Annotated in this window: 23 protein-coding genes and 1 riboswitch; of the genes, 7 read left to right on the top strand and 16 right to left on the bottom strand. The window is 40.8% G+C overall.

What is annotated here, in order from left to right; genetic code table 11:
• Positions 1-17 precede the first annotated feature (17 nt).
• The 3 genes from MOJ78_RS17105 to MOJ78_RS17115 form a co-directional block, all read right to left on the bottom strand.
• Positions 18-1,418, bottom strand: a complete 1,401-nt coding sequence (locus tag MOJ78_RS17105) for a bifunctional metallophosphatase/5'-nucleotidase (protein WP_304978537.1) — start codon at positions 1,416-1,418, stop codon at positions 18-20.
• Positions 1,419-1,457: 39 nt separating this feature from the next.
• A complete protein-coding gene (locus MOJ78_RS17110) occupies positions 1,458-2,303 on the bottom strand; it encodes a DUF72 domain-containing protein (protein WP_304978538.1) in 846 nt (281 codons plus the stop codon).
• Between the two features lie 163 nt (positions 2,304-2,466).
• Positions 2,467-3,747, bottom strand: coding sequence for an MFS transporter (locus MOJ78_RS17115; protein ID WP_304978539.1), 1,281 nt, complete (start codon positions 3,745-3,747; stop codon positions 2,467-2,469).
• 400 nt (positions 3,748-4,147) lie between these two features.
• On the opposite strand from MOJ78_RS17115, the gene MOJ78_RS17120 reads away from it, so the two are divergent.
• The 5 genes from MOJ78_RS17120 to MOJ78_RS17140 all read left to right on the top strand — a co-directional run bounded on the left by MOJ78_RS17120 (position 4,148) and on the right by MOJ78_RS17140 (position 6,954).
• The gene (locus tag MOJ78_RS17120; RefSeq protein WP_304978540.1) at positions 4,148-4,354 is read left to right on the top strand and encodes a helix-turn-helix transcriptional regulator; all 207 of its coding nucleotides are present in this window, start codon (positions 4,148-4,150) and stop codon (positions 4,352-4,354) included.
• Positions 4,351-4,680, top strand: coding sequence for a hypothetical protein (locus MOJ78_RS17125; protein WP_304978541.1), 330 nt, complete (start codon positions 4,351-4,353; stop codon positions 4,678-4,680). Before MOJ78_RS17120 ends, MOJ78_RS17125 begins: the two co-directional genes overlap by 4 nt.
• Before the next feature lie 202 nt (positions 4,681-4,882).
• Positions 4,883-5,116, top strand: coding sequence for a hypothetical protein (locus MOJ78_RS17130; RefSeq protein WP_304978542.1), 234 nt, complete (start codon positions 4,883-4,885; stop codon positions 5,114-5,116).
• A gap of 951 nt (positions 5,117-6,067) precedes the next feature.
• Positions 6,068-6,517 carry a hypothetical protein gene (locus MOJ78_RS17135; RefSeq protein ID WP_304978543.1) on the top strand — a complete coding sequence of 150 codons (450 nt, stop codon included), beginning with the start codon at positions 6,068-6,070 and terminating at the stop codon, positions 6,515-6,517.
• Positions 6,518-6,531: 14 nt separating this feature from the next.
• Complete coding sequence (locus MOJ78_RS17140) at positions 6,532-6,954, top strand: hypothetical protein (RefSeq protein WP_304978544.1); 423 nt, start codon at positions 6,532-6,534, stop codon at positions 6,952-6,954.
• A 41-nt stretch (positions 6,955-6,995) separates the two neighbouring features.
• On the opposite strand, the gene MOJ78_RS17145 is transcribed toward MOJ78_RS17140, so the two are convergent.
• Both MOJ78_RS17145 and MOJ78_RS17150 read right to left on the bottom strand, forming a co-directional pair.
• Positions 6,996-7,226 (bottom strand): phage holin, encoded by a 231-nt coding sequence (locus MOJ78_RS17145; protein WP_304981295.1) that lies wholly within the window; start codon positions 7,224-7,226, stop codon positions 6,996-6,998.
• A gap of 13 nt (positions 7,227-7,239) precedes the next feature.
• A complete protein-coding gene (locus MOJ78_RS17150) occupies positions 7,240-7,482 on the bottom strand; it encodes a hypothetical protein (protein ID WP_304978545.1) in 243 nt (80 codons plus the stop codon).
• A 119-nt stretch (positions 7,483-7,601) separates the two neighbouring features.
• On the opposite strand from MOJ78_RS17150, the gene MOJ78_RS17155 reads away from it, so the two are divergent.
• Complete coding sequence (locus tag MOJ78_RS17155; protein ID WP_304978546.1) at positions 7,602-7,772, top strand: hypothetical protein; 171 nt, start codon at positions 7,602-7,604, stop codon at positions 7,770-7,772.
• Positions 7,773-7,837: 65 nt separating this feature from the next.
• Here the strand turns inward: MOJ78_RS17155 and sufB are convergent, their stop codons facing one another.
• The 10 genes from sufB to MOJ78_RS17205 form a co-directional block, all read right to left on the bottom strand.
• The gene (sufB, locus tag MOJ78_RS17160; protein ID WP_304978547.1) at positions 7,838-9,235 is read right to left on the bottom strand and encodes a Fe-S cluster assembly protein SufB; all 1,398 of its coding nucleotides are present in this window, start codon (positions 9,233-9,235) and stop codon (positions 7,838-7,840) included.
• Between the two features lie 180 nt (positions 9,236-9,415).
• Positions 9,416-9,862 (bottom strand): Fe-S cluster assembly sulfur transfer protein SufU, encoded by a 447-nt coding sequence (sufU, locus tag MOJ78_RS17165; RefSeq protein WP_304978548.1) that lies wholly within the window; start codon positions 9,860-9,862, stop codon positions 9,416-9,418.
• Positions 9,852-11,072 carry a cysteine desulfurase gene (locus MOJ78_RS17170; RefSeq protein WP_304978549.1) on the bottom strand — a complete coding sequence of 407 codons (1,221 nt, stop codon included), beginning with the start codon at positions 11,070-11,072 and terminating at the stop codon, positions 9,852-9,854. The genes sufU and MOJ78_RS17170 overlap by 11 nt, the downstream gene beginning before the upstream one ends.
• The gene (gene sufD / locus MOJ78_RS17175) at positions 11,069-12,388 is read right to left on the bottom strand and encodes a Fe-S cluster assembly protein SufD (protein WP_304978550.1); all 1,320 of its coding nucleotides are present in this window, start codon (positions 12,386-12,388) and stop codon (positions 11,069-11,071) included. The genes MOJ78_RS17170 and sufD overlap by 4 nt, the downstream gene beginning before the upstream one ends.
• 19 nt (positions 12,389-12,407) lie before the next feature.
• Positions 12,408-13,190, bottom strand: coding sequence for a Fe-S cluster assembly ATPase SufC (gene sufC, locus MOJ78_RS17180; protein ID WP_304978551.1), 783 nt, complete (start codon positions 13,188-13,190; stop codon positions 12,408-12,410).
• Positions 13,191-13,493: 303 nt separating this feature from the next.
• Positions 13,494-13,637, bottom strand: a complete 144-nt coding sequence (locus MOJ78_RS17185; RefSeq protein WP_304981323.1) for a YuzK family famiily protein — start codon at positions 13,635-13,637, stop codon at positions 13,494-13,496.
• Positions 13,638-13,900: 263 nt separating this feature from the next.
• Positions 13,901-14,311: a carboxymuconolactone decarboxylase family protein gene (locus tag MOJ78_RS17190; protein WP_304978552.1), complete on the bottom strand. Its 411-nt coding sequence runs from the start codon at positions 14,309-14,311 to the stop codon at positions 13,901-13,903.
• 324 nt (positions 14,312-14,635) lie between these two features.
• Entirely contained in the window at positions 14,636-15,451 is an 816-nt protein-coding gene (locus tag MOJ78_RS17195; protein ID WP_304978553.1) for a MetQ/NlpA family ABC transporter substrate-binding protein, read from the bottom strand.
• A 71-nt stretch (positions 15,452-15,522) separates the two neighbouring features.
• The gene (locus tag MOJ78_RS17200) at positions 15,523-16,191 is read right to left on the bottom strand and encodes a methionine ABC transporter permease (RefSeq protein ID WP_304978554.1); all 669 of its coding nucleotides are present in this window, start codon (positions 16,189-16,191) and stop codon (positions 15,523-15,525) included.
• The gene (locus tag MOJ78_RS17205; RefSeq protein ID WP_304978555.1) at positions 16,169-17,209 is read right to left on the bottom strand and encodes a methionine ABC transporter ATP-binding protein; all 1,041 of its coding nucleotides are present in this window, start codon (positions 17,207-17,209) and stop codon (positions 16,169-16,171) included. The genes MOJ78_RS17200 and MOJ78_RS17205 overlap by 23 nt, the downstream gene beginning before the upstream one ends.
• Before the next feature lie 171 nt (positions 17,210-17,380).
• Positions 17,381-17,495: riboswitch (SAM riboswitch) on the bottom strand.
• A gap of 153 nt (positions 17,496-17,648) precedes the next feature.
• On the opposite strand from MOJ78_RS17205, the gene MOJ78_RS17210 reads away from it, so the two are divergent.
• Positions 17,649-18,074, top strand: coding sequence for a TlpA disulfide reductase family protein (locus MOJ78_RS17210; protein ID WP_304978556.1), 426 nt, complete (start codon positions 17,649-17,651; stop codon positions 18,072-18,074).
• Here MOJ78_RS17210 and MOJ78_RS17215 read toward each other — a convergent pair.
• Entirely contained in the window at positions 18,042-18,395 is a 354-nt protein-coding gene (locus MOJ78_RS17215) for a hypothetical protein (RefSeq protein ID WP_304978557.1), read from the bottom strand. The two genes, MOJ78_RS17210 and MOJ78_RS17215, sit on opposite strands and share 33 nt — an antisense overlap.
• Between the last annotated feature and the right edge of the window lie 32 nt (positions 18,396-18,427).

An 18,427-nucleotide genomic window follows, 5' to 3' on the forward strand; every position in this document is an offset into this window, starting at 1 on the left:
AAAGTGTTGGCAATCACCTATGTTTTCAAGCTTTTTAGCTTCCAGTCAAGAACATCTCTCAGCATTTCGGGCAAGTAATAATGCTTTTCTTCTGAATATGCAACCGAAGGAAGTAGACGCCCGAATGTGAACATATCCACCGTGCCGATCGAATACATTCGCTTTTGGTCCAAAGGTTCACCATTAACATAAATCTTCTGAACATGGTATTCATAATCGGGTAGAAGTTTACTCTCGACTTGGACACCGTCAAAAATCATCTTTCCCATCACCTTACCACGAAAGCCAAGCCCTTTAATTTTATATTGCTCCATCTCATCAGTCAGTGCATGCTGGATCATTTCTTTTAAGAATTCACCTTTTAGCAGCAGTCTACATGGATTGATCGGATGAGGACATATTCGGTGCAGGTCGGATTTCGTTACAGGACCTGTTGGAAGTCCCTCCAATAATAACCCGGCATTGACCATCCCGATTTCAGCATCACACCATTCCCTGATCGCCTCGGATAAGAGAACTGAAAAGGGGGAGGGCTTGAACCACTCCAATTCGAGGGGAGCATCGAGTACAGTGACCTTCTCGTTTAATTTTTGGTTGGCATTCTCAGTCAGTTCAAATAGCTTCTGCTCACTTGCATTGTCCGGTTGATGCTCTTGGACATCGATACATTCAGCCATGACGCATTGAATCTCTTTATGTTCTTTGTTCCATTCAATCTCCATTTTTCCAACGTTAAAACCGAACTTCCCCGCCTGTCCGATCGTCGTTTTCCCTTGATGGAGGCCGTTCTTTAGGACATGATGCGTGTGTGACCCTAAAATAATATCAAACTGATCACTTTCTGTGGCGATCCGTTTATCGGCCTCAAGCCCAAGATGAGACAGCAAGATAAGAATATCGACTTGACCCCGAATCTGATTCGACCACTTCTCGATTTGTTTAAAAGGATCAAGAATTTGCCACCCGAGCAATTCATAGTACGTCGTAAACGGAGCAGTTACACCGATTACGCCTACTTTCAAGCTGTTCTGAAGCGTGTGGATATCATAAGGTTTTGCCCAATGAGGGGGATTTCCATCTGTGTCTACTAAATTCGCAACGAGCACCTGAAAGTTCGCATTATCATAAAGTTCATTCAGCTGCTTTTTTGAAAACGTGATCCCTTCGTTGTTTCCGATTGTCGCATTCAGGAATCCCGCATCATTCATCAAGTCCACATTCCCGCGCCCCTCTGTCCCTTCTGTAACCGGATGAAACCGATCGACATGGTCACCAATATCAAAACAGATCGAGACTTCGTTGTCCGTTTTGTGCTTCATCTGTTGTTTTTTTATATAATCGATGATTTTCGGCCATTGATCCAAATTACTATGTAAATCATTCGTATGATACAGATGAAGCTTTTGGGTGTCGCTCATTGTATCGTCTCCTTTGGTGTTTATAGAATGCTAGCCCTTTTAAAATAGATCTAATTGCCTTGGTGCCAAGCCTTCATAATCAATCCCAAGAAGCTTGATCATTTGTCGTGCGTTATTTGCGGCATCTCCACCCGAATTGTTGTTGAAAAGCGCACAAACCTCGTGCCCCGGTTTAGCAAGTTGTTGCAGATTTTCTTTCCATTCCACTAGTTCCTCATATGAATATTTGTATAAATATCTGACATCGCGCCAGTTCGGATTGCCTTTCTTTTGCCACCCATGAACGTTTCGACCATGAAAACGGACGAGCGTATGTTTCGGGTGGGTCGGTTCCAATACGGTAGGAACTGAACCCGAGCCTGCCTGGGGCTCATCACAAATGCTATGAATCCAATCTTCACTTTTCATAAAATCAAGCGTTTTCGTACGGAACGATGGATGGAACCAAGATTCATGGCGGAACTCAAGTGCAACTGGGATGTCCTTCATCTCTTCCCGGGCTGCTCTCAATTGCTCGATATTTTCCCGTTTACAATCAAACCATGGTGGATATTGAAACAGGACCATTTTCAGTTTGTTCGCCTCTTGCAGCGGTTGAATCGACTCTTTGAAAAGGTGAAACATCTCTTCCACACTCGTAAAAGGAATGTCCCCCCTGGAGTGCCCCGTCATTCCTTGATACGCTTTTACAACAAATGAAAAACGATCGGGTGTTTCACGAGCCCATTTTTCGTAGTTTCGAATCGGTTGTACAGCATAAAAGGATGAATCTATTTCTACTGTCGGAAAAAAACTGCTGTACGTCTGAAGTTTTTCAGATGGTCTAATGTCTGGCGGGTAGATCGAATCATGGTCTCCCCAGCCTGTTAACCCAATTTCAATCATAAAAATTCGGTTCCTTTCAAAGCGATCATCTACTATTATGTATTCTTATTTTGCGTCGTATTGATCGAAATTTCAAGTATTAGGTGATGTATTCTAAAAGAAAAAAGCGGACCGGAATCCACTTTTTTTAATCGGACACTACTTTTTTCAAAACTAAAATCACTCATGCTGATTGGTTTTCGCCTGCCTTGAAGTCTTTTCTTTTACGTGCGATTTTTCCATATACCATGGCCGCTGGGACTAATAAAATTCCAGATAACACCATCGCAGCCCTCAACGTGTAGCGGGTTCCAACAGCACCAACGAATGGTCCCCCAGCACTTTGACCGAGTGCATCCGATTGACTTAAAAATGAAAGCACTGTCGCCCGAACTTTTCGGTCGATATTCTGGTTGACCCACGTATCAAGGATCGGATAGCTGATTGCTGTAAGAATGGATAGGAACCAATAGCAGCCTATCGCAACCGCAAAATTACCTGCCAATCCAAAAATGATCAGACCTATTACCTGGCAACACGTTAACCAAAACAAGCTTTTTTTCACAATTTGCTGGTTTGTCGTATCGAACCTTTTCTTAAAAAGCTCAATTGCAATTATTGAAAGGACATTCCCAACTAGAGTGATAATCCCGAACCAGACAACGGGTTTCAGGTCTCCAAGCTCAGGTAACGTAAATGTTTGTAAAAAGTGAGCTTCCCACAGACGGTCAAATCCTTCGTACGCTGCTCCTGTAAACAATGTGACGAACAGCACCATAATTAAAAGCGGTCTGCCCTTAATGACAGAAATCCCGTCTTGAAAGGTGCTATACATCGCTCTTACGGGTGATCTATTTTCTATTTTTTCAGGAATAAAGCTCGTTTCCTTCATCGTCATGATTAATAAGATGCCCAGAATCAAAAATAGCACACCACCAACAAGGAAAGGAAGGTTGAGCGCGATACTAGCTAATCCGACACTTAGTGCAACACCTACTACCATTGCAGCTCTGCTAAACTGGGTCCCTTTTAAAAACAGCGAACTGATCTTATCCTCTCCGACTTCATCCGTTACCCACGCCTGTAAGGCTCCACTAAGAAAAGTCTCACCGATTCCTCGAATGAACTCAGCGAATAGAACACCCGCAATTAATGGAATCGCAAGTGCCATCATCGATTCTGAGAAAAAGGGGATCGAGCCTTCAATAATGTAAGCCGATCCAAGCATAAACATTCCGATAATGATGGATAATCGGCGGCTATACGTATCCGCTAAAATGCCGGTAATGCTTTCAAAGATAACGATGGTAATTTCGAGAACCGTTCCGATCAGTACCAATTGAAAAGGATTAAGTCCCAGTTCGACGACATAATAGATTGCATACGTGGTAAACATGATTGTATTTGCGAGTGCGATTAAGCCTCTTAAAGTCAAATAAACGCGGGGCGCAGTCCAAAACGTCAAATTCATTTCCACCCTTCAGCAGAAAAACGCCCCTTAATTAAAGTTCAGCTTTTCTGCTTAATGTATTTTGTAATTCATTTCACATTTTTGTGCGTTTTCGGCTAAAGTTTTTGACATTTCAAACACCTCCACCCTAAATATTAGATTTGAATAGATATTTTGTCTAGACAAAATCACCTTTTTGTATTTTATAAGGCATTTTCAGAGTGATTGGAATGTGAAGTTTATACATATCAACCACGAATGACAATAATTCATCCACGCTTAGTAAAAAAGATCCAAAATCAACAGGTAGGGTCCATACAAAACAAAAAACGAGCTCTCGTGATGAGAGCTCGGTCCGTTTAATCCAATTTTATTATCCGATTGAACCTTCCATTAACATCAAAGATGATAAAAAATGATTAAAAGTAAAATTGGAGTATTGATTGACAAAAAAGGGTATAAACGAAAGTTTTTAGCTGAAAAAATGGGTGTGAGTCAGAATCAATTTTCTAACTGGGTGACAGGGAGATCTCACCCACCCGTCGAGAAGGCGTTTAAGCTTTCTAGGTTGTTAGGAGTTACTGTTGAGGATTTATACGAATGGGAAGGGGATAAAAAATGAAAACATCCAAGGCTTTAAAATGGGTATCTGGGGGTCTTGAGCTTTTATTAGGCATACCATTAATCGGTGCATATATCGTAATGAGTATGTGGTATATCCCGTTACTGGTTATGCTTGGACTTCACATCACTACACTTGTGTTCAGTAATAAAGAGGGCATGGGCAAGGGTGGAAGTATTGTAGGAATTGTCACAAGTTGTATTGCCATCATTCCATTTATCGGAATGGCCATGCACTTGATCACAGGAATTCTTTTAATCGTTGATGCAGCTACCAATAAACAGTCAGATAAGCCGATTAACGTTACAATAAAGTATGAAGAGTAATCCAAGCGAAGAATTAGACCGCTGCACTTATTGCATGAGGATAGGTAGAGCGAAGAATTTAGAGCCACTACCTGAGGGTTTAGGATATCCTCAGAACAAATACTGCCCCAGGTGTTACCCCGAGGTTTATAAAGAAGCGAGGAAAATGCCCGGGAATCAAAATTAAAGTATGCTTGCCAGAAATGTGGTGAGGAAATGGAGCATGATTTTAACTTACTACATGTTAAATGGTTTTGCTGCTCCTGTCGTAAGAAGCTACAGGGAAAAGAAGTGGATGATGATTTTCTGGATACACCAGGGTATCACAATAAGATGTAAGCTGACTGTAAATCTGTTTTTAGGAGCTGTCCTATTGTCTACCCCAGGATTGATGCAGATAAGAGTGAATGAAAGAGAATTGTTCGAAGGTGAAAAGAAGGGATTCAGGAGGATATAAATCTACCGCTGAAGAAAGTTTTAGAAAGCAGACCTCAAAAACAGAGGCATTTTAAAGGAGACGAATATGGAATCGAAAATAAAAACAATAAGTTTTTCGGTGTTTGTTATAAATATAGCGTTTACGGCAGCACTTGCGCTCTTTATGCAGTGGATTTTTTTAAATAGTTCATTATATTATACATGGATGTCTGTCGCATTAATTAGTACATTTTATTTTGCGTTTTATTTTAAAAGGTTTACAAACTGGACTAATTTTATATACAAAAGTCTTATACACGGAGGCTTTATTTATGTCCTTGGCATGATTCTTGCAGTTTTAGGAACGTTGTTTATTTATTAATAATTTTCATATAGGGGGATTTTATGTGGATATAAGTCATTTTGTTCCTGAAGATAAAAGCTTAAGTAAAGAATGGGAAAAGCTTTACCAAGAGCACTTTATTTCCCTCAATCTAACTGTTGAAGACTTCACAAGTATATGGTCGGACAGATGTTGATCAATGATGCTTTGAATACGAAGAGAAGTAATTTGGTCGTTGATGGTGTGGAAGTCACGGATGAGGAAATGGAACAGGTAAAGGGACTTGTGAGAAGGATAAGAAAGGAATAATAAGAAATTGCCCACCTCCGAAGAGATGGGCTACTGTAAAAAACGACTGTTAGCTTATGGTAATTAAGTAATTCCGCAAATTGCGTACTTTAGGCAATCTTACTTTATTAACTACAAAGATCTTGTATTATACACTCTATTGATAATATTGTAATTATTTGTCGTATTGAGAAAATTGATGCAATTAAATTGTGATATTTACCTATTATTTACATGAATTTTCCCAATACTTGTAATTGTATATTAATGGTAACATAATGAATAATTAGTTCCGGAGCTAATTTCTTACTTAAAGTACAGTTTCAGATTGATTATTCAATTATTTGAGGAGTGTTATAATTGTTAAAAAAGTTTATTGTAGGTTTATTAAGTACTGTATTGTTATTAACTGGGTCTTTGATGGTTTCGCCAGAAACGGCAGGTGCTGCGTGTTACGATTACCCATATAGTCAAAAGCCAATGTCGCAACCACTTTACAAAGGGGAGATAATTACTCCTGAATGTAGTGGCGGTGCACCTGTAAATTGGTCTGTTGTTAGATCCGGTTCAAGTTATCGAAAAACAACTTCGAGTGGAACGAAAGTTTATGACAAATCGGGCGGTTATACTAAAGCAAAATACGAATGGGACCAAGTATCACCAGATTCCACATATAGAAAATACTATAAGAGTGATGGAACTTACACTTGGGTTAAATTCACACCCGAAGGAAATGTTAATTTGCACAGAAGTCATACAGATAACATGAGATGGACAGTAGAGTGGAATATCGAAAAATATAGATATTAATAGGAGGATTACAGGTGATTAAACGAAAATTGCAAGTATGGGAACCCATTAAGGACATGGGAGATATGGAATTAGTTAATTTTAATGTTGTTGGTAAGGTTAATATAACATTAGAAGATAAGCATAGAGAGTACTCCTTTTTATATGACAAAAGAATTAATGGGAATTTCGTTTTAGCCTGTAGATTTACTCATGAAATGAAGAAAGGTGATTTAGTTCCTTTGGTAGTTCAAGCTCAACAAGAGTATTTCGTATCAGCAACCAGGCCATGGTCTACTTACAAAATGACTAATTCCGATTTCATTCAATGGTATGACAGCTTGCCTGGTCCAGGGAGTAACGATATACACATTGAGCATCATATATTTGCAACTTCTGATTATACGATAGAAGTACTTAGTGAATATGAACCCAAAATTAATATTACCGATAAATAATTACAAAAGCCCATCTTTATTTGAATGATGGGCTTTTTGATTTATATTAATCTTTGTGATCTTAATGCTTTCTCACGTAACTTCCTCGCCTTATCAGTGATTATATTATCCTTCCACCAGGCAATTACAATCGTTAAAATCGAAAATCCAATCGATCCCACTAAGTAAGCAGAATCAATAACAGGATTACCCGTCATGATCAGCGACTGGTTAATCAATGCCACAAAAAGAAGCACCGTCCGGATGACTGTGCCCTTGTCGATCTTACGTATTTTGTTAATCAATTTACTTCAACCCCTTATAATATTTATAAAGATTCTGCGCTGTTTCTCCTCGATCAGTACCCCCAAGATCAATGAACTTTTCAGCTTTGATGTTGCCGCGATCTGCTCCCGCTAAGATTACTTCTTTAACCTTCTGGTTACCAATTGATTTAGGTGTATAAATAGCTGATTTTTCTCTGTTCGCCACAAGTTCAGCAATTGGAAAATCTGCATACGAGTTGATTACAATTGCTTTTTCCAACATTTCATCTACCTCCTGTTCGGGTCGATGGCTACGAACAAACGTAGTAAGGGAGTATTTTAAAGAAGTATGTAGACGTGTGAACCTTCCAGTGTTATCTCCACACGCCTTGAGACATAGTCATGCAGTACATCTTACATCTGCTTGAAGCTAGAGCAAACTTAAAATTCGTATCAGAACGCCTTGGGCACAGTAGCATAAAAACAACTGCTGATACTTATCTCCACGTCACCCAAAAGCTTGAGGATGAGGCGTTAGATCTGTATCAGCAGTATGCCAAAATGAAGTATTAATTTTTTTGAAATCTTTTGTGGGTGTAACCCACCTTCTGACCAGTTATACCCTTGGTAGATAAGGTTTAACCTATACTACCTTCCATTTCGAACTTGATGAGGCGGTTCATTTCGACTGCGTATTCCATCGGTAACTCTTTCGTAAATGGCTCGATGAAGCCCATTACGATCATTTCCGTTGCTTCTTCTTCAGAGATTCCGCGGCTCATGAGGTAGAAGAGCTGTTCCTCAGAAACCTTGGATACCTTCGCTTCGTGCTCGAGTGAAATGTTTTCGTTCAAGATTTCGTTGAATGGGATTGTATCAGAAGTCGATTCGTTATCCATAATCAACGTATCACACTCAACATTTGCACGTGCTCCACTAGCTTTACGTCCAAAGTGTACGATTCCACGGTAGGTAACTTTACCTCCGCCTTTTGAAATCGACTTCGAAACGATTGTTGACGACGTGTTCGGTGCAAGGTGAATCATCTTCGCCCCTGCATCCTGGTGCTGTCCTTTACCAGCGATTGCGATCGATAATGTCATACCACGAGCGCCTTCACCTTTTAAAATGACAGCAGGATACTTCATCGTCAGCTTGGAGCCGATGTTACCATCGATCCATTCCATCGTCGCGTTTTCTTCTGCAACTGCACGTTTTGTAACAAGGTTGTAGACGTTGTTCGCCCAGTTTTGGATCGTTGTGTAACGGCAATATGCGTTTTTCTTGATCGCGATTTCAACGACAGCACTGTGTAGCGAGTTCGTTGTATAAACCGGTGCTGTACAACCTTCTACATAGTGTACAGAAGAATCTTCGTCTGCGATGATGAGTGTACGTTCGAATTGACCCATATTCTCAGAGTTGATACGGAAGTACGCTTGAAGCGGCGTATCACACTTTACACCCTTAGGAATATAGATGAACGATCCACCAGACCAAACTGCAGAGTTCAATGCTGCAAATTTATTATCTGTCGGTGGAATGATTTTACCGAAATGTTCTTTGAAAATGTCTTCATTTTCTTTTAGAGCCGTATCTGTATCTTTAAAAACGATTCCCAAGTCTTCGAGGTCTTCCTTCATGTTGTGATAAACAACCTCAGATTCATACTGGGCAGATACACCCGCCAAATATTTTTGTTCTGCTTCTGGAATACCTAGCTTATCAAACGTACGCTTGATTTCTTCAGGTACTTCATCCCACGATTTCTCAGACTTCTCAGATGGTTTAACGTAATACGTAATATCATCAAAGTTCAAGTCTTTCAGGTTCCCGCCCCATTGTGGCATAGGCATTTTATAAAAATATTCAAGTGATTTCAAACGGAAATCAAGCATCCATTGTGGTTCACTTTTCATACGCGAAATCTCTTCAACGATTTCCTTCGTCAAGCCACGCTTCGATCGGAAAATCGAGACGTCCTTATCCTTAAAACCATATTTATATTCGCCGATTTCTGGCATTTTCTTTGCCATGGTTTAATCCCTCCTTAAAGGATACACATTACATCCAAGGCCGATCAGTCTGTTACATTTTTAAAAATTACGGGTTCAAAAAGTAAACGATCTCTTTTGAATACTTTTTAAACATCCCCTTTGTTCCATTGTAAGACGAATCCGACAATATGACAACCAGCTGGACCGATTCTAGAAGAACTATTTTTGTTCGTCTTCCTTTTGATGAACGCCTTTTTCAAGCGCTTTCCAGGCAAGGGTCGCACATTTAATCCGTGCCGGAAACTTCGATACGCCCTGTAAAGCTTCCAGATCACCAAGATCAAGGTCCCCTTCATCGTAATCATTGCCTAGCATCATGTCAGAAAAGACCTGAGATAAACGAAGGGCATCCTCGACAGGTAGACCTTTAATGGATTGGGTCATCATCGATGCAGAGGCAAGACTGATTGAACAGCCTTCTCCTTCAAACTTCGCATCCTTGATCTTCCCATCCTCCACTTCCATCGAGACTTTAATCCGGTCTCCACATGTCGGGTTATTCAAGTTTATAGATAATGCACCGTCTTCGATAACCCCTTTATTCCGCGGGTTTTTATAATGATCCATGATCACTTGACGGTATAGTTGATCTAAATTAGAAGACATGACCAAAATACTCCTTTGTTGTCTTTAGTCCTTCGACCAATGCGTCTACATCTTCTTTCGTATTATAGAGGTAAAAGCTTGCTCGTGCAGTCGCTGTTACGTCCAACCATTTCATCAACGGCTGTGCACAATGGTGTCCTGCGCGAACCGCAATTCCCTCCGCATCCAGTACAGTCGCCACATCATGGGGATGAACATCATCCATATTGAATGTAACGATTCCTGCACGATTCTTTGGTCCGAAGATTTTCATACCTTCGATGGTAGACATCCGTTCAACTGCATATTCGACCAGCTCATGTTCGATCTTTTCAATTTCATCAAGACCGATTTCCTCTAAAAAGTCAATCGCAGCACCGAGACCGATTGCTCCAGCGATAATCGGAGTTCCGCCTTCAAACTTCCACGGTAATTCTTTCCATGTCGATTCATACAAGTCGACAAAGTCAATCATTTCACCGCCGAACTCTACGGGCTCCATTTTTTCGAGAAGTTGTTTTTTACCATACAAGACGCCGATGCCTGTTGGTCCACACATTTTATGAGCAGAGAAAGCGAAGAAGTCACAGTCCAAATCACGAACATCAACCTTCATATGTGGAGCAGCCTGTGCCCCGTCAACGACCATTACAGCACCGTTCTTATGAGCGATATTTGTAATTTCCTTAATCGGGTTGATCGTTCCGAGTACGTTTGAGACATACATGACCGATACAATCTTAGTATGTGCGGTAATCGTGTTTTCAACATCCTTCAGGTCAATCGTTCCATCTGCCTGCAAAGGAATGTACTTCAACGTAGCCCCAGTTGCCTTAGCGAGCTGCTGCCACGGAATGATATTGCTATGGTGCTCCATCGGCGTGATGACAATTTCGTCGCCTTCACCGAGGTTTACCTGCCCATAGCTTGCCGCTACTGTATTGATCGCTGTTGTTGTACCGCGAACAAAAATGACTTCCTCGGTTGAAGAGGCATTGATGAAACGGCGAACCTTTTCACGTGCCCCTTCGTATCCATCCGTTGCACGGGTTCCTAGTGTATGGACCCCACGGTGCACATTCGAGTTATCATTTTTATAATAGTGATCCAGTGTTTCGATTACTGAAATCGGTTTTTGTGAAGTAGCGGCACTATCAAGATAGACGAGCGGTTTTCCGTTTACTTCCTGGTTGAGAATAGGAAACTGTTTACGAATTTCCTTTCCGGTCATTGCGTAACTTTCCTTTCAATCACTTCAGTCAACATTTTCTTAACTCCCTCAATCGGAAGCTCGTTGACAACGGGTGCCAAGAATCCGTGAATAACCAAGCGTTCTGCTTCTTGGCGGGAAATTCCACGACTCATCAAGTAGAACATTTGAATCGGATCCATGCGGCCGACAGATGCAGCATGCCCTGCTGTTACATCATCTTCATCGATTAAGAGAATCGGGTTAGCGTCTCCGCGTGCCTTTTCACTCAGCATAAGAACACGTTCCGTTTGCTCACTGTTCGCTTTCGTTGCACCGTGCTCAATTTTCGCAATTCCGTTAAAAATCGAGCTCGCACTTTCCTTCATAACTGCGTGCGCCATCAGCTGAGCATCGGATTGCTTGCCCCACTGGTTTACTCGGATGACGAAGTTTTGCTTCTGATCACCGCGTCCGACAGAAACTGTTTTCGTATCACCGACTGAGCCATCTCCAACTAAATTCGTTGTATTATCTGAGATCGTGTTTCCGTCGTTCATCTGACCGAGCGCCCATTCGATCTTCGCATCACGTTCAGCGTGCCCGCGACGGTTCACATACGTTGTAACTCCTTTAGAAAGGTTATCTACCGCACCGAACTGAACATGTGCATTCGGCCCTGCATAAACTTCTGCAACGATGTTTGCGACTGATCGTTTTTCAGTACCATACGATAAATAGTTTTCAACATACGTTACAGAGCTGTTGTCTTCTGCTACAACGAGAACGTGGTTAAAGATAGCCGCTTCCTCGTCGTCCTGCCAAAATACAGCCTGAAGCGGAACTTCAATTTCAACGTTTTTCGGTACATAAACGAAAACTCCGCCATTGTGTAATGCTGCGTGCAACGCCGTTAAACGGTGTTCATCCGCTGATACGATCTTATTCATGAAGTATTTTTCAACGAGATCGCTATGCTCTCGAACAGCTGTCGCGATATCTGTAAAAATAACACCTTTTTCCTGCAAATCCTTCGACAATTGCTTGAAAGCTGTCGTTGAATTGCGTTGTACGACATAGTTATCTGTGCGATTTTCTTTTCCAATCAAGTTCAAGATGTCCTCAGGTAGCTCTTCAATTGTAGCAAGAGTATCCGTTTGAACATCATGCTTGAAATTTGTAAAATTCCAGTTGTCAATCTTCGTTTTTTCCGGCTTCGGCATCGGTAGGCTTTCGGCCAGTTCCAATCCACGAAGACGAAGCTTTGTTAGCCAATCTGGTTCCTGGCGTGTTTTCGAAAATTCACTTACATATGATTGATCGAAGCTAATCTTCGTTTCGTTCGTTTCCACTGACATAATTCTCCTCCTTCAATACCTACGCCTGTTCTACTGTTTCGTCTTCAATTCCAAGTTCTTCTTTAATCCAATCGTATCCTTCTTCTTCTAGTCGTTGTGCAAGCTCAGGACCGCCTGATTTAACGATACGTCCTTGCATCATTACGTGTACTTTATCTGGCGTGATGTAGTTCAATAGACGCTGATAGTGCGTAATGATTAGGCATCCGAAATCAGGGGTTCTCATATCATTTACACCTTTAGAAACCACCTTCAATGCGTCGATATCAAGACCAGAGTCAATTTCGTCGAGAATTGCGATTTTCGGTTCAAGCATCAATAGCTGTAAAATTTCATTTCGCTTTTTCTCTCCACCTGAAAAACCTTCGTTCAGGTAACGTTGTGAGAAAGACTCATCCATGTCAAGAAGTTCCATTTTCTGATCCATTTTACGGATGAACTTCATCAATGAAATTTCTTTACCTTCTTCACGACGAGCGTTAATGGAAGAACGTAAGAAATCGGAATTGGTGACACCGCTGACTTCACTAGGGTACTGCATTGCAAGAAACAGACCTGCTAGTGCACGTTCATCTACTTCCATCTCAAGAAGATCCTCACCATCAAAAGTGACAGTACCTTCCGTAATTTCATATTTCGGATGACCCATTAATGCAGAAGCTAGAGTAGATTTCCCAGTTCCGTTCGGTCCCATTACTGCATGGATTTCCCCACCGTTGATTTCAAGGTCAAGACCTTTTATAATTTCCTTGCCTTCTATGGAAACGTGTAGGTTTTCAATCTTTAAATTTGGTGCTGACATGACTTTAACCTCCATTTTCATCTTCAAAATTCTATTCCATTCTCCATTGTAACGAAAAAACATGAAAAAATGAAATAATCCAATTTTATTAATTTGTTATCATTCTAATCTTATAACAAATTAAAATAATTCTCAATAACTATTACGGTTTTTCAAGAAGGTTAATTATCTAATTGAGAATGGGATACTCTTATTGATAGTAAAATCCTTGCTATATTCTGAATTTTCGAAAAAGATAACCAGAAAAGGGGATTGACCCAGTATAGAGCCAATCCCCACTTTATTTTTTATTGATATTAAAGATTATGACTTATTGACTTTACCCGTAAATTGATGGAGCATCTGTTGACTTTTTCTGTAGTCTTGGTCACGCTTCTGCTCAATTTTCAGACGTTTTTCAAGGCTACGTTCATACTCTGCATAGCCGATCCCATGTGATTGGTGCATGGCCTTCTCCATTTCACCAGTATGGTTAGTCTCGATTTGATGGATAATAAATCAATCCTTTCGGGTTTTTTCAATACACTATCTACCCTACCAATTTGTTGGTAAAACACCAAACGTGATATGAAGGGATTATTCACCCTCTGCTCCCCTTAGACAGTCTGGTGTTGTTTTAGAGTTCCTATTTATATAAATCCACCCCGTACATCCCGAATCCTAGCTTGTCCATGCATTATGTCCATGTGTTGATAATAACCGACAAAATTTCAATGCTTTAATCCATTGAGGTCGGACATTGCTTCCTGTACCAACGTCACAGCTTGGCTCATCGCTGCTCCACCACCAAATGCGGCACATACACCAACCGCTTCAAGTATTTCTTTTTCTGAACAGCCTTGATCAAGACATCCTTTTGTATGATAGATGATGCAATACTCATCCAGTGAACAGATGCTGATGCCGAGAGCAATAAGCTGTTTTTCTTTTTTCGATAACTTACCTTCTTTAAAACATGATTCTGTAAAGGCATTAAATTTTCGGGCTAAATCTGGCATCTTTTCTGTAAATGTACCTAGTCCTTGCTTATAATCCCTCAATACTTCCTCTGTCAAAGTTTCTTGTTGTAGATCTTGTTGTTGAACTTGTTGTTTACTTTGTTGTTGACCGATTTGCTTCATTTTTTCGTTCACTCCTAATATCGTTCAGAATCATTTTTAGTATGGATTGTTCGTTTGAAAGTATCCTGATTATATAAAAAACGTCAAGGCGTTCACGGGGCAGGCAAACGGACTTAATGAAGACACTGAAAATCCTTTTAACAAAGGTACCTTCAAAAAACTGTACAGAACTTACAATTTTTTTTAAGAAAACTCGGCGATTGCCGAGCCTTAAGGCGAAAGCAGAGTCGTAGTTACCCTTATACTATAGAAAGTATTTAAACTTTCTTAACGTGTAAAAAAAGAGTACTGCGATTAGAATCACAGCACTCTTTCGAAAAAACATTATTCACTTACAGGAACTACAGATCCGTTGTATTCTTCTTTAATAAAGGTTTGAATTTCCTCAGATCTGAGTACTTCTACTAATGTTTGAATTTGCTCATTGTCCTCGTCGCCTTTGTTTACCGCAATGATATTCACGTATGGAGAGTCACTGCCTTCCAAAGCAATTGCATCCTTCTTCGGATCAAGCCCTGCATCGATTGCATAGTTCGTGTTAATGAGAACAGCGTCACCTTCTCCGTTTTTATAAACCTTGGGAAGTAATCCGGCTTCTACATCTGTACGGAACTCCAAATTTTTCGAGTTTTCAACGATATCATCAACAGTCGCTTCGGTTTTCTCAATTCCATCCTTAAGCTTGATGAGCCCTTCTTTCTCCAACAAACTGAGCATACGTCCATGATCCGCAACCGAGTTGCTCATAATGATTTCAGCACCTTCAGGTAGTTTCCCAAGACTATCGTACTCTTGAGAATAGACTCCGATTGGTTCAATATGAATCCCACCAGCGTTTGCAAAGCTATAGTTTTCGTTCTTTTCCATTTGAGACTTCAAATATGGAATGTGCTGAAAATAGTTGGCGTCAATTTCACCGTTTGCTAAGGCCTTGTTCGGAAGCACGTAATCCTGGAATGTTTCAACCTCGAGTTTAATTCCTTTTTCTTCAAGGATAGGCTTTGCTTCTTCAAGAATTTCAGCATGTGGGACATTGGATGCACCGACAACCAATGTATCTTCATCCACACCGCTGTTCCCGCATGCAGCTAATACGATAATTCCTAGACAAACCGATAATGTTAAGAATAATTTTTTCATAATATGATTCCCTCCGTTTTATCTAATAAAGTTTAGTGTTCAAAAAGTAGACGAATCAGAAACAAGAAGTTCTATCTTTTATCTGTAATATGAGTAAAATAGTCGCCTATCCACTGAAGGATAAAAACAATGATCAAAATAATGACAGTTGCTACAAAGGTTACGTCGTTCTGATAACGCTGGAAACCATCTAAGTAAGCGAGTGTTCCAAGCCCTCCTGCTCCAACAACCCCGGCCATCGCCGTATATGAGATCAGTGCAATCGCCGTAACCGTAATGCCTGATATTAATGCCGGCAACGATTCTGGAAGTAATACTTTTAAAATGATTTGTCTGTCAGTCGCCCCCATCGATTTTGCCGCTTCAATCACACCTTTATCGATTTCCCGGAGCGCAATCTCCACCATCCTTGCATAGAATGGAGCTGCCCCGATGATCAAGGCTGGTAACGCTGCATTCGCACCAAGCATCGTATTGACAAGCCACATCGTAAACGGTACAAGCAGGATGATTAAAATAATGAATGGAATAGATCGGAAAATATTAACGATCGCAGCAACAACCGTATTAACTGGTTTGTTTTGCCACAGGTTCCCTGTTTCAGTTAAAAACAATAATAGTCCTAACAGAATACCGAGAACGAACGTTGCACTAACCGAAATCACTGTCATGTAAAGGGTCTCGAGTGTCGCCTCCCACATATCCTGCCAATCAACGTTAGGAAATAGATTGATTAACATCTGAAATCACCTCAACTTCTACTTCCTGTTCAGTTATAAACTTGACCGCTCTCTGTACCTCACCAGGATCCCCTTCAAGCTGGATAAAAAGTGTTCCATATGCACCGTCACGTGTTTGCGAAATCTTCCCTTGCAGAATATTGACATTCACTTGATGAGACCGGATAAGTTCAGTTATTAGAGGTCGTTCCGTCGATCCACCGACAAACGTTAATTTCACAACTTGATTCGAATCAGAGCGTTGAATCAAATGCTGAATCGTTTCATCGGTTTCCTCTGGCTCTGTAACTTGCTTGACGAAGTCCTTTGTGATCGATTGCTTTGGTGTCTTAAATACTTCGAGTACCGGACCTTGCTCAACGATTCGTCCTCCCTCCATGACCGCTACCCGGTGACATATTTTCCGGATGACGTGCATTTCATGAGTGATCAGCGCGATCGTCAGTCCAAGCTTTTGATTAATATCAACCAGTAGGCTAAGGATTGAATCTGTTGTTTTCGGATCCAATGCGGATGTAGCTTCATCACACAACAGCACTTCTGGATTGTTGGCAAGAGCTCTCGCAATACCAACGCGTTGCTTTTGCCCGCCGCTTAATTGGGCAGGATATGAATCTCCTCTACCATCAAGACCAACAAGCTTAATCAATTCGTTTACCCGTTGTTCTCGGGCTGTTTTCTCCACACCTGATATTTCAAGAGGGAATGCGATGTTCTCGCGTACCGTCCGTGACCATAGTAGGTTAAAATGCTGGAAAATCATCCCGATGTTTTGCCTTGCTACCCGAAGCTGTTTCCCGTTTAATCCTGTTAACCGGTTTCCATTGATGTCGACCGAGCCCTCAGTCGGTCGTTCGAGCATGTTTAACATCCTGATCAGTGTACTTTTACCAGCACCACTGTACCCGATAATCCCAAAGATCTCTCCTTGTTCGATTGTCAGATCAACATCGTTTACAGCATTGACAACCCCATCTTTCGTATGGAAAATCTTCTTGATGCTTTGTAGTGTTATCATTTCTTTCAACCCTTTCCAGCCTGACTTCTGCAAAGAAAACTTTGGCAAAGCTTAGCCTTATTTGCACTTGTACTATAGATAGTATTTTTATCTTTTCTTAATGTGTAGTGCATAAAAAAACCTTCCCGCTCTAAAAAATGAGCAGAAAGGTTTATATGTATAAAGCCCTTCATCTCATCTTCCAAAGCATCTGCTTTGCAGGAATTGGCACCTTTTCAAACCACAAAATCAGTTTGACGGTTGCCGGGCTTCATAGGGCCAGTCCCTCCACCTCTCTAGATAAGATCTAGTTTATTCAATTATTGCTTTTTCAAGCATGTGAGCATTGTAGCATGGGTAAAAATCTTGTGTCAATAATTATTTCATGTGAGATGTTTTTTATGGGATGCTATGATACTGTTTAACCTATAATACTTCTAAAAGTAAAGGAGAATGCAGCGTGGAACAAACGCTTTCCTTTTGCCTGAAAAAGCATGCTTCGGAAGAACGTGTTTGTCTCGAAGATTTTAAAGGAAAACCTGTCCTCTTACAGTTTTGGGTTTCGTGGTGTCCCGATTGCATGAGAGAGGTTCCGTTACTAGAGCAATTTTATCGTTCGATTTCCAATAATGAATTCGTGACCTTGACGATTAACGTGACTGGACGGGAAGGAACAAAGGGACAAAGAGATGCATTCATCAGCAATCTTTCAATGACCGTACCGGTATTGCTTGATGAGGGTACAAGCGTATACGACCAATACGAATGCACCTCTGTACCAACAACGATTTTACTTAATACTAATCATGATATCGTTGGAAGATTTACAGATGATCATCGTTTTCAGGACGTATTATACGGCATTTCTCGATTGCTCACTAGCTAAGTGAAAAATCGATTCCAGCTTTAACTGGATACGATAGGGAGCGGTCACGTTTATCCGTTTCTCTTTTACAAGTTGAGATAGTCTCGCATCCCCGCACAAGAGCATTTGAATAGAAGCATAGCTCCCAGAGATTTGGATAACTTCCTCGTTCACATCCTCCGTGTGAACTACCTGACAGGAACGTTTACATAAATGGACGGTCACGCTTTCATGATTATCATTAATCGAGACATAGTAATCCTTTAGCCGGAAAAAAGGCGATAAGTATGTACAACCATGATAATGAGCCGAAAACAGTTCAATCAACTGATGGATTCTCATCCTGTCCCCTCGCTTTCTATCAATGCTACTCC

This window comes from Alkalihalobacillus sp. AL-G (assembly GCF_030643805.1).
In the GTDB taxonomy this organism is placed as follows: domain Bacteria; phylum Bacillota; class Bacilli; order Bacillales; family Fictibacillaceae; genus Pseudalkalibacillus.